Source organism: Streptomyces sp. NPDC051677, assembly GCF_044453465.1.
GTDB lineage: Bacteria > Actinomycetota > Actinomycetes > Streptomycetales > Streptomycetaceae > Streptomyces.
Genome location: NZ_JBITCT010000003.1, coordinates 247592 through 268346, shown reverse-complemented (window position 1 = coordinate 268346; position 20755 = coordinate 247592). Strand labels below are relative to the sequence as shown.

Genomic DNA, 20755 nt, shown 5'->3' with positions numbered 1-20755 from the left:
ATGCCTTCCGAGCCCCCTGTCGTACCCCCAGCCCGACCCCCGACGACTCACTCGACTCATCCGACTCGCTCGGTTCACCCGACTCATCCGACGCGGCGGTCTCTCGTGATCGTCGGGGCCGGCCCGCGGGGGACCGGTCTCATCGAGCGGATCGCCGCCAACGCGCCCGAGCTGTATGCCGGGCATGCCGGTTCGGGCCTCGACATCCATCTCGTCGACCCGCATCCGCCGGGCGCCGGGCGGATCTGGCGGGCGGACCAGTCGCCGCTGCTGTGGATGAACTCGCACGCCGAGGACGTCACCATGTTCACCGACGAGACGGTGAAGATGGCCGGGCCCGTGCGGCCCGGACCCACACTGCACGAGTGGGCCGGCCTCGACGGGCGCACCTTCGCCGACCGGCAGATCCAGGGTTCCTATCTGCGCTGGGTCCACGAACAGGCCGTCGCCGCCCTCCCCCCGTCCGTCGCCGTCCATCACCACCCACGGCGCGCCCTGCGGGTGAGCGGCTCCCGCGAGGGACGCCAGCAGGTGTGGCTGGAAGGCCGCCCCGGCCCCCTGCTCGCCGACCTCGTCGTCCTCGCCCTCGGCCATCTCGACGCCGAACTCGACGAGGAACAGCGCGCGTTGGCGGCATACGCGCGCGAGCACGATCTCGTCCATCTCCCGCCCGACTTCACCGCCGACAGCGACCTGTCCGCACTCCGGCCGGGGGAACCCGTCCTCGTGCGCGGCTTCGGGCTCGCCTTCGTCGACCTGATGGTGCTGCTCACCGAGGGACGCGGCGGACGGTACGAAGGGGACGCGTACGTGCCGTCGGGGCGGGAGCCGGTGCTGTACGTCGGGTCACGGCGCGGAGTGCCGTACCACTCGAAGATCGGCTACGACTGGACGGGGGAGCGGCCGCCGCTGCCCCGGTTCCTGGGGCCCGCCGAGATCGACGGGCTGCTCGCGCGGCCCGAGGGCTTCGACTTCCGGCGGGACGTGTGGCCGCTGGTGGAGAAGGAGCTGGGCTTCGCCCACTACCACCGGCTGTTCACCGTGCACGCCGAGCGGACCGCGATGGCCTGGACGGACTTCGAGGAGAAGTACGCGGCCGCGTCCGAGGGGGCCGAGCGGGATGCGCTGGTGACGTCAGCCGTGCCCGATCCGCGGGACCGGCTCGACCTGGCCGCGCTGGACCGGCCGTTGGACGCGGTGACGTACGGGACCTTCGAGGAGTTCCAGGAGGGGCTGCGCGGCTACGTCGAGGGTGACCTCGCCCGCCGTCACGATGCCGCGTACAGCCCCGACCTGGCCGTGTTCCTCGGCCTGCTGTCCGTCTACGGGCAGCTGGTCCGGCTCGGGGACATCGGGCCCCGGTGGCACGGGTTCTTCAGCTACCTCGCCTCCGGGCCGCCCGGACCGCGGCTGCGCCAGCTGCTCGCGCTGTCCCGGGCGGGGGTGCTGAGGTTCGTCGGCGCCGACCTGGCCGTACGCGCCGAGGACGGGGTGTTCCGGGCGTCCGGGGCGACCGTGCCGGGCTTCTCGGTCAAGGCGCGGGCACTGGTGGAGGCCCGGCTGCCCGAGCCGACGCTCCGGCGCGCCCTCGACCCGCTGCTGCGCGCACTGCACGCCGACGGCGCCGACGAGACCGCGGACGGGCTGCTGCGGGTGGACCGTGCCGACGGGCGGGTCCTGGACCGGGCCGGCCGGCCGCACCCACGGCGTTTCGCGCTCGGGCCGCACACCGACGGACGGACGCCGGGCGCCTTCACCCGGCCGCGCACGGGCGGTCCCGCGTTCCGGCAGAACGACGCCACCGCGCGGGCCGTCCTGGTGTTCCTGCGGGACCTGGGCGCAGACGCCGTCGGGTGAACCGGTTCCGTTCGGACGACTCAGGTTCATTTCGAAGCGCCCCAGAGAAGCGCGCGTCCCCAGAGAAGCGTCACAGAAAGGGTTCTCCCCATGACCTCATCGTCGGCCTCATCGCGCGGCCGGGGCCTGCTGCACCTGGCCGCCGCGGTCGACCTGCCCGGGGTGCACGACGCCGGCCCCCAGGTCGAGCTGGCGCGGCTCGCCGAGCGCGGCGGGCTCGACTTCGTGACGCTGGACGACGCCTTCGCCCGGCCCGGCCTGGACGCACCGGCCGTCCTCGCTCAGGTGGCGCCCGCCACGCACCGCGTCGGACTGGTGCCCACGCTCACCGCCACCCATACCGAGCCCTTCGACGTCCACGCGACGATCGCCGCCCTCGACCGGGTCAGCCGGGGCCGGGCGGGCTGGCGGATCGACGTGTCGACGACGCAGGCCCGTGAACTCGTCGAGGTGGCCGCGAAGTCGTGGGACGGCCGGCAGGACGACGCCGGGACACGGGAGGCGCCGACCGGCCGCTTCATCGACCGCGACACGCCGCACCGTGTCGACTTCACCGGCTCGACGTTCCCGGCGCCGGGTCCTTCCATCGTGCCCAGACCTTCGCAACCTTCGCAGGGACACCCCGTGCGGGTCGTCGACGCCACCGAGGGACACGCGCGGTCCACCGCCGCCCGCCACGCCGACGTGGCCCTCGTGTGCGCGACGAGCTCCGCGCAGGCCCGGGCGGTCCGTGATCAACTGCGGTCCGACGCGGCCGGGTTCGGGCGCGACCCCGACTCCCTGCGGGTCCTGGCGAGCCTGCTGATCGACCTCGGCGACGGCGAGCACGCCGCCGAACCCGGCCACGGCGGAGGCGGCCCCCGGCCGAGTGTGCAGGGCCCGCTCTACCGAGGCGGCCCGGTCGACCTCGCCGACCTGATCGGCTCCTGGCACCAGGACGGCGCCGTCGACGGCTTCCACCTCACCCCCGTCGAACCGCGCCGCGACCTGGAGCGCCTGGTCAACGGCACGGTGGGGCTGCTGCAACACCGTGGCCTGTTCCGCACCTTCTATCCCGGCAGCACGCTCCGCGAGCACCTGGGACTGACCCGGCCCGCCCACCAGTACGTGGGAGGAGCGCCATGAGGTCGGGCCGCTGCCCGAGACCGACCCGGCGCCGTTCCTGCCCGGAGGGCTATCCGGACGGTCGACTTCCGGACATCCGGCGTGGCGCGCCCCGGCGCACCCGACGCGGACGGACGCACGAAGGTCGGCGTCGACGTTCTGTACTGCCTCCGTGCGCCTTGCCCTCGTATTGAGCTGTCCCGCCGCGCCGCCGGGGAACACCTGTGACGTGGTGGTCGAGGCAGGAGGGCGCAACCCGGTCTGAGCTGGGGCAAGAGGGGCTGTAAGCGGTGTGCAGGAGGGCTGCGGGAGGACTCGACTCCCGCAGCTCGATGAAGGTCTGACGGCCGAAAGGCGCCCTTGCGCCGACCGTCCGTTCGGCCGAATACTCCCCCTCAGCGCTTGTCAGGGTCACGGCGTGTCCGGAATTCGGACGAACGTCGGTCCTGGCTGCGCCTCACGGGCCCCGACCCCACACGACGGGCCCCCGACTTCCCCTGGGAGGGAACGAAACGTGAGGATCAAGCGCACCACCCCCACCACCCCCACGAGCGGCATCTCGAGACGGATCCGGCTGACCGCCGTAGCCACCGGTCTCGTGGCCGCGGCCGCCATCGCGATCCCCAACGCGAACGCTGCCGACACCGCCACTTTCAGCACCGCGCAGCTCAAGAGCGCGAGCACCTCGGTGCTCAACGCGGACGTCCCGGGCACCGCCTGGGCCGTCGACAGCAAGACCAACCGGCTCGTCGTCACCGTCGACAGCACGGTGTCGCAGGCCGAGATCACGAAGATCAAGGAGCAGGCGGGCAGCAACGCCGGCGCGCTCACGATCAAGCACACGCCGGGCCAGTTCAAGAAGCTGATCACCGGCGGCGACGCCATCTACGGCGGCGGCTACCGCTGCTCGCTCGGCTTCAACGTGCACAGCGGGAGCACCTACTACTTCCTGACCGCCGGCCACTGCGGTGAGGTCGCCTCCACCTGGTACTCCAACTCGGGCCAGAGCTCGACGCTGGGCACGAACGTCAGCTACAGCTTCCCGACCAACGACTTCGCCCTGGTGCGGTACACCAACTCGTCGGTCGCCCACCCGAGCTCGGTCGGCAGCCAGACGATCTCCAGCGCGGCCACCCCGAGCGTCGGCACCACGGTCTACCGCCGCGGTTCCACCACGGGCACCCACAGCGGCCGGGTCACCGCCCTGAACGCCACCGTCAACTACGGCGGCGGCGACGTCGTCTACGGCATGATCCAGACCACGGTCTGCGCCGAGGGCGGCGACAGCGGCGGTCCGCTGTACGGCGGCAGCGTGGCCTACGGTCTGACCTCCGGCGGCAGCGGCAACTGCAGCTCCGGCGGCACGACCTTCTTCCAGCCGGTCACCGAGGCGCTGAGCTACTACGGCGTGAGCGTCGGCTGACGGTCTCGTCCGTCGCGTTCCACTAGCTTCGCGATCGAGGGGCGAGCCCCCGTACGCAACTGGCGTGCGGGGGCTCGCTCTTGTCCAGGGGCGGGGTTACCGTCGGAGTACCGGCAGTGATGCGCGGGAGTGCTCGGACTTCGAACTTCGGACTTCGGACCCTTGGGGGCCGGCATGGTCGAGGAACTGGTGGCGGCGGGAGCCACGCTCGTGGCCGCCGGAGCGGTGTACGCGACGGCGGCGGCGCGGGTCGTCAAGCAGTACGAGCGGGGCGTGGTCTTCCGGCTCGGGAAGCTGCGGCCCGAGGTGCGCGGACCCGGGCTCACCCTGATCGTTCCGGGCGTCGACCGGCTCCGGAAGGTCAACATGCAGATCGTCACGATGCCGGTGCCGGGGCAGGAGGGCATCACCCGGGACAACGTGACGGTCCGGGTCGACGCCGTCGTCTACTTCAAGGTGACCTCGCCGGCCGAGGCGGTCGTACGGGTGGAGGACTACCGCTTCGCGGTCTCCCAGATGGCCCAGACCTCCCTTCGGTCCATCATCGGCAAGAGCGAGCTGGACGATCTGCTCGCCGACCGTGAAAAGCTCAACCAGGGGCTGGAGTTGATGATCGACAGCCCGGCCGTGGAGTGGGGCGTGACCATCGACCGGGTCGAGATCAAGGACGTCTCCCTGCCCGAGACGATGAAGCGGTCCATGGCCCGGCAGGCCGAGGCCGACCGTGAGCGGCGGGCCCGGGTCATCAACGCCGACGCCGAGCTCCAGGCGTCGAAGAAGCTCGCCGAGGCCGCCAAGGAGATGTCCGAGCAGCCCGCCGCCCTCCAACTGCGGCTGCTGCAGACGGTGGTGGCGGTGGCCGCCGAGAAGAACTCCACGCTGGTGCTGCCGTTCCCGGTGGAGTTGCTGCGGTTCCTGGAACGGGCCCAGCAGTCGCTGCCCGCGCCGCCCGCCCCGCCCGCTCCGGAAACGCCCGCCCCGGAAACGCCCGCATCGCAGGCGCCCGCATCGCAGGCGCCCGCATCGGGGCCGCCCGCGCCGGAGATGAAATCCGGTCAGGACTAGACCTCACCGGACCGTACATGGTTACTCACGCGTAGCATTTGCAGTGCGAATCCTCGGTATCCGTCCCGCGTTCCTCCCGCGTCCCTCCTGCGACTCTTCTGCGGCTCTCCTGTGGTGCGTGGGGTGGTGCGCGGGGTGGTGAAGGCGTGAAGGGCGCGCGGTGCTCACCCTGTGCGCGTCCTGAAGGCGACCTTGTGTGCTCCCTGTGCCGTTCGGAAGAGTGGGCGCCCGTCAACCAGCCTTCCGGCCCGCCGCGGTCCCCACAACCGTCCGGGCCGACCCCCACAGGAGGACGCGAGTTGCAGCACCGACGTATACCCAGGCGGCGGGCGGTCATGACGGGAGCGGGTGTCGCCGCGCTCGTCGCGGCGGGAGTCACCTTCCAGACTGCGAACGCCAGCGAACCTGCGAAGACCCCGCAGCCCGCCGTCCTCTCGGCCCTCGCGGCCGGAAAGCTCGCCTCGACGCTCGGCGAGGCCCTCGGCGTCGACGCGGCGGGCACGTACTACGACGCCCAGAGCAAGAGTCTCGTGGTGAACGTCCTCGACGAGAGCGCGGCGAAGACCGTCGAGGCGGCCGGCGCCAAGGCCAGACTCGTCGAGAACTCCCTCGCCGAACTGACCGGAGCCCGTACGACGCTCAAGGCGGACGCGACCGTCCCGGGCACCGCCTGGGTGACCGACCCGACGGCCAACAAGGTCGTCGTCACCGCCGACCGCACCGTCTCCGACACCGCGTGGGCCAAGCTCGCCAAGGTCGTCGACGGACTCGGCAAGACGGCCGAACTCCAGCGCACCAAGGGGGAGTTCAAACCCTTCATCGCCGGCGGCGACGCCATCGCCGGCGGCAGCGGGCGCTGCTCGCTCGGCTTCAACGTGGTCAAGGGCGGCGAGCCGTACTTCCTGACCGCCGGGCACTGCACCGACGCCATCTCCACCTGGTCGGACTCCTCCGGCGCCCAGATCGGCGCCAATGAGGTCTCCAGTTTCCCGGACAACGACTACGGCCTGGTCAGGTACACCGCCGACGTCGACCACCCGAGCGAGGTCGACCTCTACAACGGCTCGGCCCAGCGGATCACCGGCGCCGCCGAGGCCACCGTCGGCATGAAGGTCACCCGCAGCGGCTCGACCACCCACGTCCACTCGGGCACGGTCACCGGACTGGACGCCACGGTGAACTACGGCAACGGCGACATCGTCAACGGTCTCATCCAGACCGACGTCTGCGCCGAGCCCGGCGACAGCGGCGGCTCGCTCTTCTCGGGCAGCAACGCCATCGGCCTGACCTCGGGCGGCAGCGGCGACTGCACCTCCGGCGGGGAGACGTTCTTCCAACCGGTGACGGAGGCCCTGTCGGCCACGGGAACCCGGATCGGCTGACACCCCGCTCACAGAGGTCCCGCCCCCGCACAAGGGGGCGGGACCTCTGCTGTCCGTCTGCTTGCTTACGTCTGCTTGCTTCCGTCTGTCGTCCGCGGTGTTTTCGCAGGTGAGAGGCGTTCGAATGGCAGTCGTACAGATGTTCGAGAATTGGTCTATGGTGGGGGTGAGGGATTTAGGAACTGGTGTTCGAGAGTGGGATCGCGGGAGGTGCGTGTGCCAGGGTTCACGCATCTGCACACCGTCTCCGGGTTCTCCCTGCGCTACGGCGCCTCGCACCCGGACCGGCTGGCCGAGCGTGCCTTTGAGCGGGGCATGGACGCCCTCGCCCTCACCGACCGCGACACCCTCGCCGGCACGGTCCGCTTCGCCAAGGCCTGCGCGAAGGCGGGCGTGCGTCCGCTGTTCGGGGTGGACCTGGCGGCGGCGCCCCCCGAGCGCCCGCAGGACGACGCGTCCGTACGACGGGACAGGCGCCGTACCCCCGTGCGCGGCGGCGTCTTCGTCGACGAGTCGACACCCCGCGTCACCTTCCTCGCCCGTGACGGCGCCCGGGGCTGGGCCGACCTGTGCCGGATCGTGACCGCCGCCCAGCGGGCCGAGGGCGTCCCGGTGCTGCCCTGGGCCGACAACCACGGCGCCGGCCTGACCGTCCTGCTCGGTCCCGCCTCCGACGTCGGCCGCGCGCTCGCCGCGGGCCGTCCGGACCGGGCCGCGAAGCTCCTCGCCCCCTGGCGGGAGGTGTACGGCGACGCCCTGCGCCTGGAGGCCGTCTGGCACGGGCGCACCGGCACCGGGCCCGGCTCCCTGCGCCTTGCCGCCCGTACCGTCGGCTTCGCCGCCGAACAGCGGATCCGGCCCGTCCTCAGCAACGCCGTCCGGTACGCCGACCCCGGTCTGGGCCCGGTCGCGGACGTCCTGGACGCCGCCCGCCGGCTCGTCCCCATCGACCCGACCAAGGAGCTCGACTCGGGCGAGGCCTGGCTCAAGGGCGCGGACGCCATGCTCGGGGCGGCGGAGCGGATCGTGGAGGCCGCGGGCTTCCGGCGGGACGTCGCCCACCGGCTGCTGGAGCAGACCCGGGTGACGGCCGCCGAGTGCCTGGTCGACCCCGAGGACGACCTCGGCATGGGCGCCGTCCACTTCCCCGAGCCGCACCTCGTCGGCGCCGGCCGCCGCACCGCCCAGCGGACGCTGGCCTCGCGGGCGGCGGCGGGGATGGTCCTGCGGGGCTACGCCGACCGGCACACGTACTGGGAGCGGATGCATCGCGAGCTGGACATCATCGCCCACCACGGCTTCGCCTCCTACTTCCTGACGGTAGCTCAAGTCGTCGACGACGTACGGGACATGGGCATCCGGGTCGCCGCGCGCGGCTCCGGCGCCGGGTCCCTCGTCAACCATCTCCTCGGCATCGCCCACGCCGACCCCGTCGCGCACGGGCTGCTGATGGAGCGCTTCCTGTCCAAGGAGCGGGTGGTGCTGCCCGACATCGACATCGACGTGGAGTCCGCGCGCCGCCTGGAGGTCTACCGCGCGATCATCGGCCGCTTCGGCGCCGAGCGGGTCGCGACGGTGGCGATGCCGGAGACGTACCGGGTCCGCCATGCGATCCGGGACGTGGGCGCGGCCCTGTCCATGGACCCCGCCGAGATCGACCGCGTCGCCAAGTCCTTCCCGCACATCCGGGCGCGGGACGCCCGCGCGGCCCTGGAGGAGCTGCCCGAACTCAAGGCGCTCGCGGGGGAGAAGGAGAAGTACGGACGGCTCTGGGAACTGGTCGAGGCCCTCGACGCCCTCCCTCGCGGAGTCGCCATGCACCCGTGCGGGGTGCTCCTCTCCGACGCGTCGCTCCTCTCCCGTACGCCGGTCATGCCGACCAGCGGTGAGGGGTTCCCCATGGCGCAGTTCGACAAGGACGACGTCGAGGACCTCGGGCTGCTCAAGCTGGACGTGCTGGGCGTGCGGATGCAGTCGGCGATGGCGCACGCGGTGGCGGAGGTGGAGCGCACGACGGGGGAGCGGATCGACCTGGACGCGGTCGAGGGCGGCGACCCGGCGACCTACCGGCTCATCCGGTCCACCGAGACGTTGGGCTGCTTCCAGATCGAGTCGCCGGGACAGCGGGACCTGGTGGGGCGGTTGCAGCCGGCCACCTTCCACGACCTGGTCGTCGACATCTCGCTGTTCCGGCCCGGCCCGGTCGCCGCCGACATGGTGCGGCCGTTCATCGAGGCGCGGCACGGGCGGGCGCCGATCCGGTATCCGCACCCGGACCTGGAGGGGCCGCTGCGGGACACCTACGGGGTCGTCGTCTTCCACGAGCAGATCATCGACATCGTCGCGATCATGACCGGCTGCGGGCGCGGCGAGGCGGACCGGGTGCGGCGCGGGCTGTCCGACCCGGAGTCGCAGGGGCGGATCAAGGTGTGGTTCGCACAGCACGCGGCGGCGAACGGATACAGCGCGGAAACGATTCGGCGGACCTGGGAGATCGTCGAGGCCTTCGGCTCCTACGGCTTCTGCAAGGCGCACGCGGTCGCCTTCGCCGTCCCGACGTACCAGTCGGCGTGGCTGAAGGCGCACCACCCGGCCGCCTTCTACGCCGGGCTGCTCACGCACGACCCCGGGATGTACCCGAAGCGGCTGCTGCTGGCGGACGCGCGGCGGCGCGGGGTGCCGATCCTGCCGCTGGACGTGAACCGCTCGGGAGTCGCTCACCGTATCGAACTGGTGTCTGAATCAGGGGTCTGGGGGCTGCGGTTGGCCCTCTCCGACGTGCACGGCATCAGCGAGGCAGAGGCGGCACGGATCGCGGACGGACAGCCGTACGCCTCGCTGCTCGACTTCTGGGAGCGGGCCCGGCCGAGTCGTCCGCTGGCCGGGCGGCTCGCGCAGGTGGGCGCGTTGGACGCGTTCGGCGCCAACCGACGTGATCTGCAACTGCACGTGACCGAGCTGCACCGGGGGGCCCGGGGCGCGGGCGGCGGTCAACTCCCCCTGGCCGGTGGACGCAAGACGGCTTCCGCCGGGCTGCCCGACCTGTCCTCCGCCGAACGGCTCAGCGCCGAGCTGGGCGTGCTGTCCATGGACGCCTCGCGCAACCTGATGGACGACCACCGCGCCTTCCTCGACGAACTGGGCGTGGTCCCGGCGCGGCGGCTGCGGGAGGCCCGGCACGGGGAGACCGTGCTGGTCGCGGGCGCCAAGGCGGCCACCCAGACCCCGCCGATCCGGTCCGGCAAGCGGGTCATCTTCAGCACCTTGGACGACGGCACGGGCCTGGTCGACCTCGCCTTCTTCGACGACTCCCACGACGCCTGCGCCCATACCGTCTTCCACTCCTGGCTGCTGCTGGTGCGCGGGGTGGTGCAGCGGCGCGGTCCGCGCAGTCTCAGCGTGGTGGGCGCCGCCGCCTGGAACCTCGCCGAACTGGTCGAACTGCGCGCCGAGGGCGGGCTGGACGAGGTGGCGGCACGGCTGGCCAAACCGGCGCAGACGTCCACGCCGGCACCGGCGTCGGATTCGGCACCGGAGCCGGCGCCGGCAGCGGCCGGTGACCCCACGGGAGGCAGGCGGATCCAGCTGCCCACCGGATACGAACTCCACCCGTGGGCCGATCTGCGGCCCGCGGGACAGGAGGCCTCACAAGGGCCTTCAACCGTACGGAAGTTGTGGCACCAGAGTCCGGGGAGTGCGGGATGACCATCCTCTGCGTACGTTTCCAGCTGCCTCCGCTGCGCGAGGTGGCCTTTCCTGAACTGCTCGGGCTCCTCGAGGAGTTCACACCGGTCGTCGAGGCGTTGCCGCCGGACGGGGCGCTGGCCGATCTACGGGGCGCCGAACGGTACTTCGGGCGCAGCGCGGTGGAGCTGGCGTCGGTGATCCGGGTGCGGGCGCTCGCGCGGTACGGGGTCGACTGCGTGATCGGCGCCGGCCCCGGCCCGTTGGCGGCCCGTATGGCGCTGCGGGCCGCCCGGCCCGGGGCGACCTGCGCGGTCCCCGAGGGCGAGGTGCTGGAGTTCCTCGCCGAGAAGCCCGTCACCGCGCTGCCCGGCGTCGGCACGGCGACCGCCCGCACCCTGTGCGAGTACGGCCTCGACACCCTCGGCCGGGTCGCCGCCGCGCCCCTGTCCACGCTTCAGCGCCTGGTCGGCGCGAAGACGGGCCGGGACCTGCATGAGAAGGCGAACGGCATCGACCGCGGCCGGGTCGTCCCGAACGCCGTCTCCCAGTCCCTCGCCACCGAACGGCCCTTCCCTCTGGACGAGTTGGACCCCGACCGGCACCGCCGCGCGCTTCTCTCGGCCGCCGAGGAACTCGGCGCCCGGCTGCGCGCCCTGGAGAAGGTCTGCCGCACCCTCACCCTCACCGTGCGCTACGCCGACCTCCCCCGCTCCGCCACGACCCGCAGCCGCACCCTCAAAGAGCCGACCGCGCACTCCGCGGCCCTGACGAGGACGGCATACGGTCTGTATGAGGCGCTCGGTCTGCAGCGCGCCCGGGTCCGTGCGATCGCCCTGCGCGCGGAGGCCCTCGGCCCCGCCGAGCAGGCCTCCTACCAGCTCACCTTCGACCCCGTCGACGAGAAGGTCCGCCGGGTCGAGGAGGTGGCCGACCGGGTGCGGGCGAAGTTCGGCCCGGGTGCGGTGAAGCCGGGAACGCTGGCGGCGTGACGATCGGTCACCCTGAACGCCGCTTACTACCACTGGAAGTTTTTACTGACGCGTAACTTCACACTTCAGCTACTCGACCGTAACTTGACGAATGAACAGCATCCTCGTGATCCGGATCACAGGGTAAGGCCATCGCACCTCCCTTGAGCCGCAAGGAGATCACCCGATGCTGCCCTGGAAGCGCGTGCTCAGACCGCTTGCCGCACTGCTGCTGGCCGCCGCGGCCGCCACCGTCCCCGCCACCGCCGCCCACGCCGACTCCGCCGCGACCGCCCCGTCGAGCGGCTGGAACGACTACCGCTGCAAGCCCTCCACCGCCCACCCCCGCCCCGTCGTCCTCGTGCCCGGCACCTTCGGGAACTCCGTCGACAACTGGCTGGCCCTCGCCCCCTACCTGACGGTCCGCGGATACTGCGTCTTCTCCATGGACTACGGCCGGCTCCCGGGCGTTCCGCTCTTCGACGGACTCGGCCCCATCGACGCCTCGGCCGGCCAGCTCTCCGTCTTCGTCGACAAGGTGCTCACCGCGACCGGCGCGGCCAAGGCCGACCTCGTCGGCCACTCGCAGGGCGGCATGATGCCCCGTCACTACCTGAAGTTCCTCGGCGGAGCCGCCAAGGTGAACGCGCTCGTCGGCCTCGCCCCCAGCAACCACGGCACCACCCTCAGCGGACTCACCAACCTGCTGCCCTACTTCCCGGGCGCCGAGGACCTGCTCTCCGCCGCCACTCCCGGCCTCGCCGACCAGATCGTCGGGTCGGACTTCCTCACCAGGCTCAACGCGGGCGGCGACACCGTCACCGGCGTCCACTACACGGTCATCGCCACCCAGCACGACGAGGTGGTCACGCCGTGGCGCACCCAGTACCTCAGCGGCTCCGACGTGCACAACGTCCTGCTCCAGAACCTGTGCCCGCTGGACCTCTCCGAGCATCTGGCGATCGGGCTGTTCGACCGGATCGCCTTCCACGAGGTGGCCAACGCGCTCGACCCGGCCCACGCCGCCCCCACCACCTGCGCGTCCGCCCTGAGCTGACCCGCGGACCGTCCCGCCGGGGCCTGTCCGACCTGAGCCGCCGGTCAGGCCCCGGAGTCCGCAAGGCCAAGAAACCGTGAAAACGCCTGCTGGGGGCGGTCGGCGGCGATCTTTAGGGTCCCCTTAAGGACGTGCTGAGCCTCAGCTCAGGTAGGTAGCGTGCACGGCATGACGAGTGAGGAGATCCGGCCCGCGACCGCGGCCGACGTGCCGGCGGTGAAAGCCGTCACGGACGCCGCGTACACGCACTGCATCGAGCGCATCGGGCGCGTGCCGCAGCCCATGGAGGCGGACCACGCGGCGAACGTGGCCGCGGGGAAGGTGTACGTCACCGGCGATCCGGTCGGCGGCGCGGTGGTCGGCCTGGTGGTGGTCGAGGCGTTCGCGGACCACCTGTTCCTCGACAGCATCGCCGTCTGCCCCGACGCCCCAGTGAGGGTGTAGGGGTGGACGCTGCGGCGTTCAGGATCTGCACGAACGCGATGATTTGACATCCTCCCTCGCCTGACAGCGAGAGATTCCAGCCCTTGCGAGCTGAGGTTCACGGGCGCTCGACTGCTTGCGCAATGCCACCCCTCCGGCGTGTCCCGCCGCGACGCGGACAGCCTGCAGCGTGCGGCGTCTCTCACCCGTCCGGCCACCAGGTGCGTGCGATGTCCTTGCGCACCTCGGGGCGCCCGGCGGGCCGTTCCTCGGCCTCGTCGCGGAGCCGGCGGGAGTCCGTCTTCTTCAGGGGCTTCTGCACGGTGGTACGGCGCATGGCTGCCTCCTTCAGGGCCACCGGGTTCCGCGTTCTCACGGAGGTAGACCCTTTCGGGGAGAGTTCCTCATCGCCCCCGATCTGTCAGTGGCGGCTGTCACGATTCGAGTGTCAGTGGTGGGTGTCACTCTTGGGCACATGATGAAAAAGAGTGACGAAGCGACTTCGGCCGGCGTCGACTGGGACGCGGCGGCGCCCGCCTTCGACGAGGAGCCGGACCACGGCCTGCGCGACCCCGAGGTGCGCGCCGCCTGGGCCCGGCGGCTGCGCACCTGGCTGCCCGACCGCGGCGGTGACGTTCTCGACCTCGGCTGCGGCACCGGCAGCCTGTCGCTCCTCGCCGCCGAACAGGGACACCGGGTGACGGGGGTCGACCTGTCCCCGCCCATGATCGACCTGGCCCGCGCCAAACTCGCCGGGCGTGACGCGGTGTTCCTCCTCGGTGACGCGGCGGCGCCCCCGGTCGGCGAGCAGCGCTTCGACGCCGTGCTCGTACGGCATGTGCTGTGGACCCTGCCCGACCCCGCCCGGGCCCTGCGGCACTGGCGCGACCTGCTGCGGCCGGGAGGTCGGCTCGTGCTGGTCGAGGGCGTCTGGGGGACCGTCGCCCCGGTCGGCATACCGGCGGACCGGCTCACCGCCCTGCTGGCCCCGCTGACCGAGCACGCGCGCGTGGAACGGCTGTCGCAGGACGCGGGACTGTGGGGCCGGGCCGTGGACGACGAGCGGTATGCGGTGGTGGCGACGGTGTGAAGCAGCCGCCCGCCGCAACCGCCCGACGCAGCTGGACCCGCAGGCCCTCACGCCAGCAGGCCCTCACGCCAGCAGGGCCTCACGCCAGCAGGGCCTCACGCCAGCAGGGCCTCGAAGTCGCCGTCGTGCGCCAGTGTCTCCAGCTCGTTCAGAGCGGCCACGGCGGCCGCCGCTGCCGCCGGGTCGGTCCGCGCCAGCCCGCTCTCCTCGAACTCGTCCTCGTCCAGCCGCCGGACGTCCGTCCCGTCGGCGGAGCGCCACAGGTCCAGGTCGAGGTCCTCGACGGTCAGTTCGGCGCCGGAGAGCGTGGCCGGGCGGGTGATGTCGCAGTACCAGCCCTTCAGGGCGCCCGCCCGGTCGCGGACCTCCTTCACCGCGTACCAGCGGTCCCGCCAGTAGTACTCGGTGAAGACGTCACCCGCCTCGAACCGTACGAACCCGAAGTCGCGTACGCCGTCACCGGCCCAGGGGGCGCGCACGGCGATCCTGGCGCCGTCGTCCGACAGCAGCTCGGCCGCGTAACGGATCTTCGTCCGGCCGCCCTTGACCAGGACGACGTCCACCGCACGCACCGGGGCAGCCGGCTCAGCCGAGTTCGCGGACATACCGCACCTCCGTCGCGCAGATCTCGTACCCGAACCACTTGTTGATCGCGAGCATAGGCCCGTTGTCCGCGTCGTTGCCCGTGCAGGCCTTGCGGCACCCCGCGGCGCGGGCGCGGTGCAGCGAGTCGTTCTTGACGAGTTTCGCCAGGCCACGGCCGCGGTGGGTGCGGGCGGTGCCGGTCATGCCCGTGCTGTAGCGATCGCCCTCGGTGTGGGCCACGCTGAAGGCGACCGGACGGCCGTCGGCCACGGCGACCGAGGTCAGGTCCAGGTTCAGGTGGGGATGCTTCCAGTACTCGTCGACCCAGGCCTCGTAGTCCGTGAACTCGGTGTCGATGTCGCTCGGTTCGTCCGACGCCGTGTCCGCGTCCAGGGCGAACAGCGGGCGCGGGTCGTCGGCGAAGTCGGCGGCCGTGCGCAGCTCGACGCCGGGCGGGGGTTCTCGGCGCGGCGGCAGCGTGGCGTGGGCCAGGTCCAGGCGGAGGAAGTGAGAGGAGCGGCTCGCCCGGTAGCCGCGGCGCTCGGCGAAGGCACGGTTGCCCGGCTCGTCCAGGACCCAGCTGAACAGCTTCGTCGCCCCGTGCGCCGACAGATGCTCCTCCGCCGTGCGGACCAGCAGCGCGCCCGCGCCGCGTCCGGTGCGCGCCGGGTCCACGTACACGTTGAGCGAGCCCTGCCCGGGTTCGGGGCTCTCATGGGCGAGCCCTGCCTGGGCCGTTCCGATGACCTCGCCGTCCTCCACCGCGACCAGCTTGCTGGCGTGGGCGTCGGGAGGGGACAGGGCGAGGCTGTGCAGCACGGACGCAGGGCTGAAGAACACGTAAGGCAGAGCGAGGTGCCGGACCCGGATGAAGCCCTCGATGTCTGCGGGTGCGTCGGGGCGCAGAGCGCGCACGATGACGGTCATGTGAACGGACGCTACGGGGGAGCGGCGTCCCCGTGCCTCTCAATTTCGCGGTGGGTACGGGACAATCGGCCCGTGACCTTGAAGATCCACATCGATGAGAGCGCCGCGCCGTACGAGCAGGTGCGGGCGCAGATCTCCGGGCAGGCGCGGTCGGGAGCGCTGCCGGTCGGCTACCGCCTGCCGACGGTGCGGGGACTGGCCGAGTCGCTCGGCCTCGCCGCGAACACCGTCGCCAAGGCGTACCGGGCGCTGGAGGCGGACGGGGTGATCGAGACCCGGGGCCGGGGCGGCACGTTCGTCGCCGCGGCGGGGTCGGCGGCGGAGCGTGAGGCGGCGACCGCGGCGCAGGCCTACGCCGAGCGGGTGCGGCGGCTCGGGCTCACCCAGGAGCAGGCGTCGGCGGCCGTACGGGACGCCCTGCGGGCGGCCTACCAGGAGTGACCGGTCAGGAGTGACCGACCAGGAGTGATCGACCGGTCGTGATCGGCCGGGCGTGATCAGCCGCGTGCCGCGAGGGCGCGAGGGGTGCGGGTCACCGTCAGGCCCGCCCGCTCCGCCGTCCTGCCGAACAGCGCCGCGTCCCCGACCGCCGCGCCGCCCGGGTCGTTGTTGAAGTACGCGTACACGTCGTCCCCGTCCCGCCAGGTCGTCGCGATGCGGTCGACCCAGCTCTCCAGGGCGCGCTGCCCGTAGCGCGGCCACGGCTGGGCGCGGCCCTGGTGGAAGCGGACGTAGCCCCAGTCGGCGGTCCGCCACAGCGGGGTGACCGGGCGGGAGAGGACGTCGGCCCAGCACAGGGCAGCGCCCCGGGATCGCAGGACGTCCCGCACCTCGGAGGTCCACCACGAGTCGTGACGTGGCTCCACCGCGACCCGCGTGCCCGAGGGGAAGCAGGACAGACAGGCGTCCAGCAGCTCGGCGTCGGCCCGCAGGGTCGGCGGCAGCTGGAGCAGGACCGGGCCGAGCCGCGCGCCGAGGCCGGCCGCGTGGGTCATCAGCCGGTGCACCGGCTCCTCGGGGTCCTTCAGCCGCTTGATGTGGGTCAGATAGCGGCTCGCCTTCACCGCGACCGTGAAGTCCGCCGGCACCCGCTCGGACCAGGACGCGAACGTCTCCCGCGACGGCAGCCGGTAGAAGGCGTTGTTGATCTCGACGGTGGCGAAATGCTCCGTGTACTCCTCCAGCCACCGCCGCACGGGCACGTCGGCCGGGTACAGGACGCCCCTCCAGTCCTTGTACTGCCAGCCCGACGTGCCGACGTACAGCGTCATACCTCCATCAAAACACCTACAGGTACAGTCCCGCGTCCGACCGCCCCCGGGGCTCCGGCAGCGAGGTCGGGGAGGTGCCCCGGCGCAGTGCGTACAACTCCGCCAGCGTCGCGCCCTCGCGGCCGACGCCCTCCTCCGTGCCCAACCAGTCCACGGCCTCCCCCCGGGTCAGCGGGCCGACCTCGATCCGGGCCAGACAGCGGCCGGGGCGGACGACGGCGGGGTGCAGGCGCTCCAGGTCCTCGTTGGTCGTCACGCCCACCAGGACGTTGCGGCCCTGGCCGAGCAGGCCGTCGGTGAGGTTCAGCAGCCGCGACAGCGCCTGGCCCGCCGTGTGCTTGGCCTCACCGCGGATCAGCTCGTCGCAGTCCTCCAGGAGCAGCAGCCGCCAGCGGCCCTTGCCCGTGCCGTCCTCCTCGCCGATCGCGATGTCCATCAGATAGCCGACGTCGGAGAACAGCCGTTCGGGGTCGAGGACGCAGTCCACCTGGCACCACTCCCGCCAGGACCGGGCCAGGGTGCGCAGCGCCGAGGTCTTGCCGGTGCCGGGCGGGCCGTGCAACAGGAGCAGCCGGCCCGCGATGTCCTCGGGGGTCGTCCCCATCAGACGGTCCAACGCCTCGGCGACGGGGGCCGTGTAGTTGGGGCGCACCTCGTCCCAGGTGCCCGCGGAGATCTGCCGGGTGGTGCGGTGCGGGCCGCGCCGCGGGGAGACGTACCAGAACCCCATGGTCACGTTCTCCGGCTGGGGTTCGGGCTCGTCCGCCGCGCCCTCGGTGGCCTCGTCGAGCACCTTCGCGGCGAGTTCGGCGGTGGTCGCGGTGACCGTGACGTCGGCGCCGCGGTTCCAGCGGGACACCAGCAGCGTCCAGCCGTCCCCCTCGGCCAGGGTGGCGCTGCGGTCCTCGTCGCGGGCGACGCGCAGCACGCGGGCGTGCGGCGGCAGCAGGGTCGCACCGGTGCGTACGCGGTCGATGTTCGCGGCGTGCGAGTACGGCTGCTCGCCCGTCGCGAAGCGGCCGAGGAACAGCGCGTCGACGACATCGGACGGGGAGTCGGAGTCGTCGACGGTGAGCCGGATCGGCAGAGCGTCCTGTGGCTGGGCAGACATGCGGCCATGATCCGGCACGCGGGCCCCGTCTGCACCCGGTTTCCGCAGTGCGCGTGGTGTGCCCGGTGTGTCGGATGTGTCCGGTGCGCCCCGTGTCCCGGGTGCGGCCGACAGGTCCGGGTCGTGCGGGGTGGCCCCGACGGGCTCCGCCGGGGCCACCCCTTCACACCAGTCGCTGGAGTCGCCGGGTGCGCCGGACCACGGCGTACCCCTTGGTCAGCGCCCGGTCCCGGGCGAACGTACGGCCGATCGCCCGGCCGTCGAGCAGCCGTTCGAACTCCGTGGCGTCCGTGGCCCGCCGTACCGTCACCCGCCGCAGGGCGTACGGCCCTTGAGCGCGCCGGGCGAGGGAATTGCCCACCGCGAGCGCCTGGGCGAAGCCGTGGCCGCGCACCGCCGCCCGCACCCGGCGGCTGGAGTAGCCGTACGGGTAGGCGAACGACACGGGCAGGGCGCCCAGTTCGTCGGCGACGATGTCCCGGCAGCGGGTCAGCTCGGCGCGCAGCGTCGCGTCGTCGAGCTGGTCGAGCTGCGGGTGGGTGTGGCTGTGGCCGCCGATCTCGACGCCCGCGTCCGCCAGTCGGCGTATCTGATGCCAGTCCAGCATGGTGTCCAGGCCGCCGCCGGTGTCGTAGGCGCCCCGGATCCAGCCGGTGGAGACGAACAGGGTGGCCGGGAAGCCGTGCTCGGCCAGGGCCGGGAGGGCGTGCCGGTGCACGCCCTCGTAGCCGTCGTCGAAGGTGATCAGCACCGGGCGGTCCGGCAGCGGCCGGCCCGCCCGCCAGCGGGCCGCCAGGTCCGCCGTGGTGAGCGGGGTCAGGCCCCGGTCCGCGATCACCGCGAGCTGCTCGGCGAACGCCTCGGGGGTGACCGAGAGCGTGCGGGTGGCGTCGCCGGGGTCGGCGGCGACCGCGTGGTACATGAGGATCGGCACGCGCTCCGGCGTCATGCGGCCCGCTCCACGTCGTCCAGGGAGATCGGCACCACGGCGAACGTCGTCCCCGCCCTGCGCGCCCGCATGCTGCCGACCACGTACCCGCCGGCCGCGTGCAGCACCCCGGCGACGATCGCGCCCGCCCGCCGGGCCCCGCCGGGGCGGGCCAGCAGCAGGTCGCGCAGCCCGCGGACCACACCGGCCGGCAACACCCGGGTGGTGTACCGGCGTTCGGTCTCCAGCCCCTTGTCGACGCCGACGCTGCGGGCGACCAGCGCCTTGGACAGGCCTTCGGCGTAGGTGCGCGTGCGGAAGTACCCGAAGCGCTCGCGCCCCTCGGGCACCTTGTGGTGGATCACCGCGCGGTCGTCCATCAGCAGGATCGCGTCGGGTCTCGCGCGGCTGAGCCGGATGCACAGATCCGTCTCCTCGCCGCCCATCGGCCGTTTGCTGCCGTCGCGTCCGATGCCGGTGGCGAAGCCGCCCACGAACTGAAACGCGCTGCGCCGGAAGGAGGCGTTCCCGCCGAGGATGTTGCGCACCCGGACCCGGCCGGGCGGCAGGCCCCGGTAGGAGCAGCCCACCACCCAGTCGAACTCCTCGGGGAACCAGTCGGGCCGCCGCCCCGACGACCACACGGGCACCGCCCGGCCGCCCACGGCGAGCACCCGGGGGTCGGAGTAGGGGTCGGCGAACCGGCGCAGCCAGTCCCGTTCGGCGACGGCGTCGTCGTCGAGGAAGGCCACCACCTCGCCGTGCGAGGCGGCGATGCCGGTGTTGCGGCCGGCCGACAGACCGCGCGGGCCCGCGTTGGGCAGCACCTGCACCTCGTCGGTCTCCTTGTACTCGCTTCTCAGCCGGTCCAGGAGCGTCGGGTTGTGGTCGACGACGAGCAGGGTCTCCAGGGCCGGGTGGGTCTGCGCGCGCACCGAGGCGACCGCCGCGAGGATGTCCTCCCAGCGGTCCTCGGTGTACACGCAGACGACGACGGAGACGTCGATCGTGCTCAAGACGCGTCCCCCCGGACCGAGTCGAGCATCGGCGAGCGGCGGACCAGGCGGCGCAGCGCCCGCCGGTTGGACCGCTCCCTGAGGATCACCCGCAGGACGCGCAGCCCGTCGCGGACGGCGCGCAGGTTGCTGACGCCGTGGATGCGCAGGTACTCGTGGCTGGGGATCTCCTGGACCTTCAGTCCGGCCTTGACGACCCGGATGTTGATCAGGGTCTCGATCTCGAAGCCGGTGCAGTCGAGCTCGACCTTGTCCAGGCAGTGCCGCCAGAACGCGTTGTAGCCGTAGCACAGGTCGGTGTAGCGGGCGCCGAACTTGCGGTTGACGATGGCGCACAGGACCCGGTTGCCGAGCCAGCGGATGAAGGTCATGTCGTCGGTGCCGCCGCCGTTGGCGAAGCGGGAGCCCTTGGCGAAGTCCGCGCCCGAGACGAGGGCGGAGACATACGACACGATCTCGTTGCCGTCGGCCGAGCCGTCCGCGTCGACCATCACGATGATGTCGCCGGTGCACGCCTCGAAGCCGGTGATCAGGGCGTCGCCCTTGCCCCGGCCCTGCTGGCCGACGACCTTGACGCCGGGCCACAGTTCACGCGCGACCTGGACGGTGGCGTCGGTGGAGTTGCCGTCGACCAGGACCACTTCGTGGATCCAGTCCGGCAGGGTCTTGAAGACGTACGGAAGGTTCTCGGCCTCGTTCATCGCGGGGATGACCACGCTCACCGGCGGAGCGATGGCCAGGTGAGAGGAGATGGGCCGGTACTTGTCGACGGCCTGTGGGCCTTGAAGATCCTCGCCCGAGGTCGCCGGCTGCAGAACGGAACTCATGAGTTGGTCCCTCTCGTCCGGTGGGCCGCCCGCC

General features: G+C 72.3%; 18 protein-coding genes and 1 pseudogene. 11 read left to right on the top strand and 8 right to left on the bottom strand.

What is annotated here, in order from left to right:
* Positions 1-105 precede the first annotated feature (105 nt).
* The 9 genes and pseudogenes from ACIBAF_RS05585 to ACIBAF_RS05545 form a co-directional block, all read left to right on the top strand.
* Entirely contained in the window at positions 106-1857 is a 1752-nt protein-coding gene (locus ACIBAF_RS05585) for an FAD/NAD(P)-binding protein (RefSeq protein WP_399461801.1), read from the top strand.
* Between the two features lie 90 nt (positions 1858-1947).
* Entirely contained in the window at positions 1948-2982 is a 1035-nt protein-coding gene (locus ACIBAF_RS05580) for an LLM class flavin-dependent oxidoreductase (RefSeq protein ID WP_399461800.1), read from the top strand.
* A 493-nt stretch (positions 2983-3475) separates the two neighbouring features.
* Entirely contained in the window at positions 3476-4384 is a 909-nt protein-coding gene (locus ACIBAF_RS05575; protein ID WP_399461799.1) for a S1 family peptidase, read from the top strand.
* 174 nt (positions 4385-4558) lie between these two features.
* Entirely contained in the window at positions 4559-5449 is an 891-nt protein-coding gene (locus ACIBAF_RS05570) for a slipin family protein (protein WP_399461798.1), read from the top strand.
* 299 nt (positions 5450-5748) lie between these two features.
* Complete coding sequence (locus ACIBAF_RS05565; RefSeq protein ID WP_399461797.1) at positions 5749-6831, top strand: S1 family peptidase; 1083 nt, start codon at positions 5749-5751, stop codon at positions 6829-6831.
* A 216-nt stretch (positions 6832-7047) separates the two neighbouring features.
* The gene (locus ACIBAF_RS05560; protein WP_399461796.1) at positions 7048-10536 is read left to right on the top strand and encodes a DNA polymerase III subunit alpha; all 3489 of its coding nucleotides are present in this window, start codon (positions 7048-7050) and stop codon (positions 10534-10536) included.
* Complete coding sequence (locus ACIBAF_RS05555; protein WP_399461795.1) at positions 10533-11507, top strand: DNA polymerase thumb domain-containing protein; 975 nt, start codon at positions 10533-10535, stop codon at positions 11505-11507. The genes ACIBAF_RS05560 and ACIBAF_RS05555 overlap by 4 nt, the downstream gene beginning before the upstream one ends.
* Before the next feature lie 166 nt (positions 11508-11673).
* On the top strand, positions 11674-12543 hold the full coding sequence (locus ACIBAF_RS05550) for an esterase/lipase family protein (protein WP_399461794.1): 870 nt from the start codon (positions 11674-11676) through the stop codon (positions 12541-12543).
* 168 nt (positions 12544-12711) lie between these two features.
* A pseudogene (locus ACIBAF_RS05545) lies at positions 12712-12972 on the top strand (GNAT family N-acetyltransferase); the annotation flags it as partial.
* Between the two features lie 196 nt (positions 12973-13168).
* Here the strand turns inward: ACIBAF_RS05545 and ACIBAF_RS05540 are convergent.
* Positions 13169-13303 carry a hypothetical protein gene (locus ACIBAF_RS05540; RefSeq protein WP_099937639.1) on the bottom strand — a complete coding sequence of 45 codons (135 nt, stop codon included), beginning with the start codon at positions 13301-13303 and terminating at the stop codon, positions 13169-13171.
* 138 nt (positions 13304-13441) lie between these two features.
* Here ACIBAF_RS05540 and ACIBAF_RS05535 point away from each other — a divergent pair, with 138 nt between their 5' ends.
* Positions 13442-14056 carry a class I SAM-dependent methyltransferase gene (locus tag ACIBAF_RS05535; RefSeq protein ID WP_399461793.1) on the top strand — a complete coding sequence of 205 codons (615 nt, stop codon included), beginning with the start codon at positions 13442-13444 and terminating at the stop codon, positions 14054-14056.
* Between the two features lie 95 nt (positions 14057-14151).
* Here the strand turns inward: ACIBAF_RS05535 and ACIBAF_RS05530 are convergent, their stop codons facing one another.
* Together ACIBAF_RS05530 and ACIBAF_RS05525 are read right to left on the bottom strand one after the other, a co-directional pair.
* Positions 14152-14661, bottom strand: coding sequence for a DUF402 domain-containing protein (locus ACIBAF_RS05530; RefSeq protein ID WP_399461792.1), 510 nt, complete (start codon positions 14659-14661; stop codon positions 14152-14154).
* Positions 14642-15568: a GNAT family N-acetyltransferase gene (locus tag ACIBAF_RS05525; protein ID WP_399461791.1), complete on the bottom strand. Its 927-nt coding sequence runs from the start codon at positions 15566-15568 to the stop codon at positions 14642-14644. Before ACIBAF_RS05525 ends, ACIBAF_RS05530 begins: the two co-directional genes overlap by 20 nt.
* 72 nt (positions 15569-15640) lie before the next feature.
* Here ACIBAF_RS05525 and ACIBAF_RS05520 point away from each other — a divergent pair, with 72 nt between their 5' ends.
* A complete protein-coding gene (locus tag ACIBAF_RS05520) occupies positions 15641-16009 on the top strand; it encodes a GntR family transcriptional regulator (protein WP_399461790.1) in 369 nt (122 codons plus the stop codon).
* 56 nt (positions 16010-16065) lie between these two features.
* On the opposite strand, the gene ACIBAF_RS05515 is transcribed toward ACIBAF_RS05520, so the two are convergent.
* The 5 genes from ACIBAF_RS05515 to ACIBAF_RS05495 all read right to left on the bottom strand — a co-directional run bounded on the left by ACIBAF_RS05515 (position 16066) and on the right by ACIBAF_RS05495 (position 20721).
* Positions 16066-16839: a DUF72 domain-containing protein gene (locus ACIBAF_RS05515; protein ID WP_399461789.1), complete on the bottom strand. Its 774-nt coding sequence runs from the start codon at positions 16837-16839 to the stop codon at positions 16066-16068.
* A 16-nt stretch (positions 16840-16855) separates the two neighbouring features.
* Complete coding sequence (locus ACIBAF_RS05510; protein WP_399461788.1) at positions 16856-17950, bottom strand: DUF5925 domain-containing protein; 1095 nt, start codon at positions 17948-17950, stop codon at positions 16856-16858.
* A gap of 163 nt (positions 17951-18113) precedes the next feature.
* Entirely contained in the window at positions 18114-18899 is a 786-nt protein-coding gene (locus tag ACIBAF_RS05505) for a polysaccharide deacetylase family protein (protein WP_399461787.1), read from the bottom strand.
* Positions 18896-19894, bottom strand: coding sequence for a glycosyltransferase family 2 protein (locus ACIBAF_RS05500; RefSeq protein WP_399461786.1), 999 nt, complete (start codon positions 19892-19894; stop codon positions 18896-18898). Before ACIBAF_RS05500 ends, ACIBAF_RS05505 begins: the two co-directional genes overlap by 4 nt.
* Positions 19891-20721, bottom strand: coding sequence for a glycosyltransferase family 2 protein (locus ACIBAF_RS05495; RefSeq protein WP_399461785.1), 831 nt, complete (start codon positions 20719-20721; stop codon positions 19891-19893). Before ACIBAF_RS05495 ends, ACIBAF_RS05500 begins: the two co-directional genes overlap by 4 nt.
* Between the last annotated feature and the right edge of the window lie 34 nt (positions 20722-20755).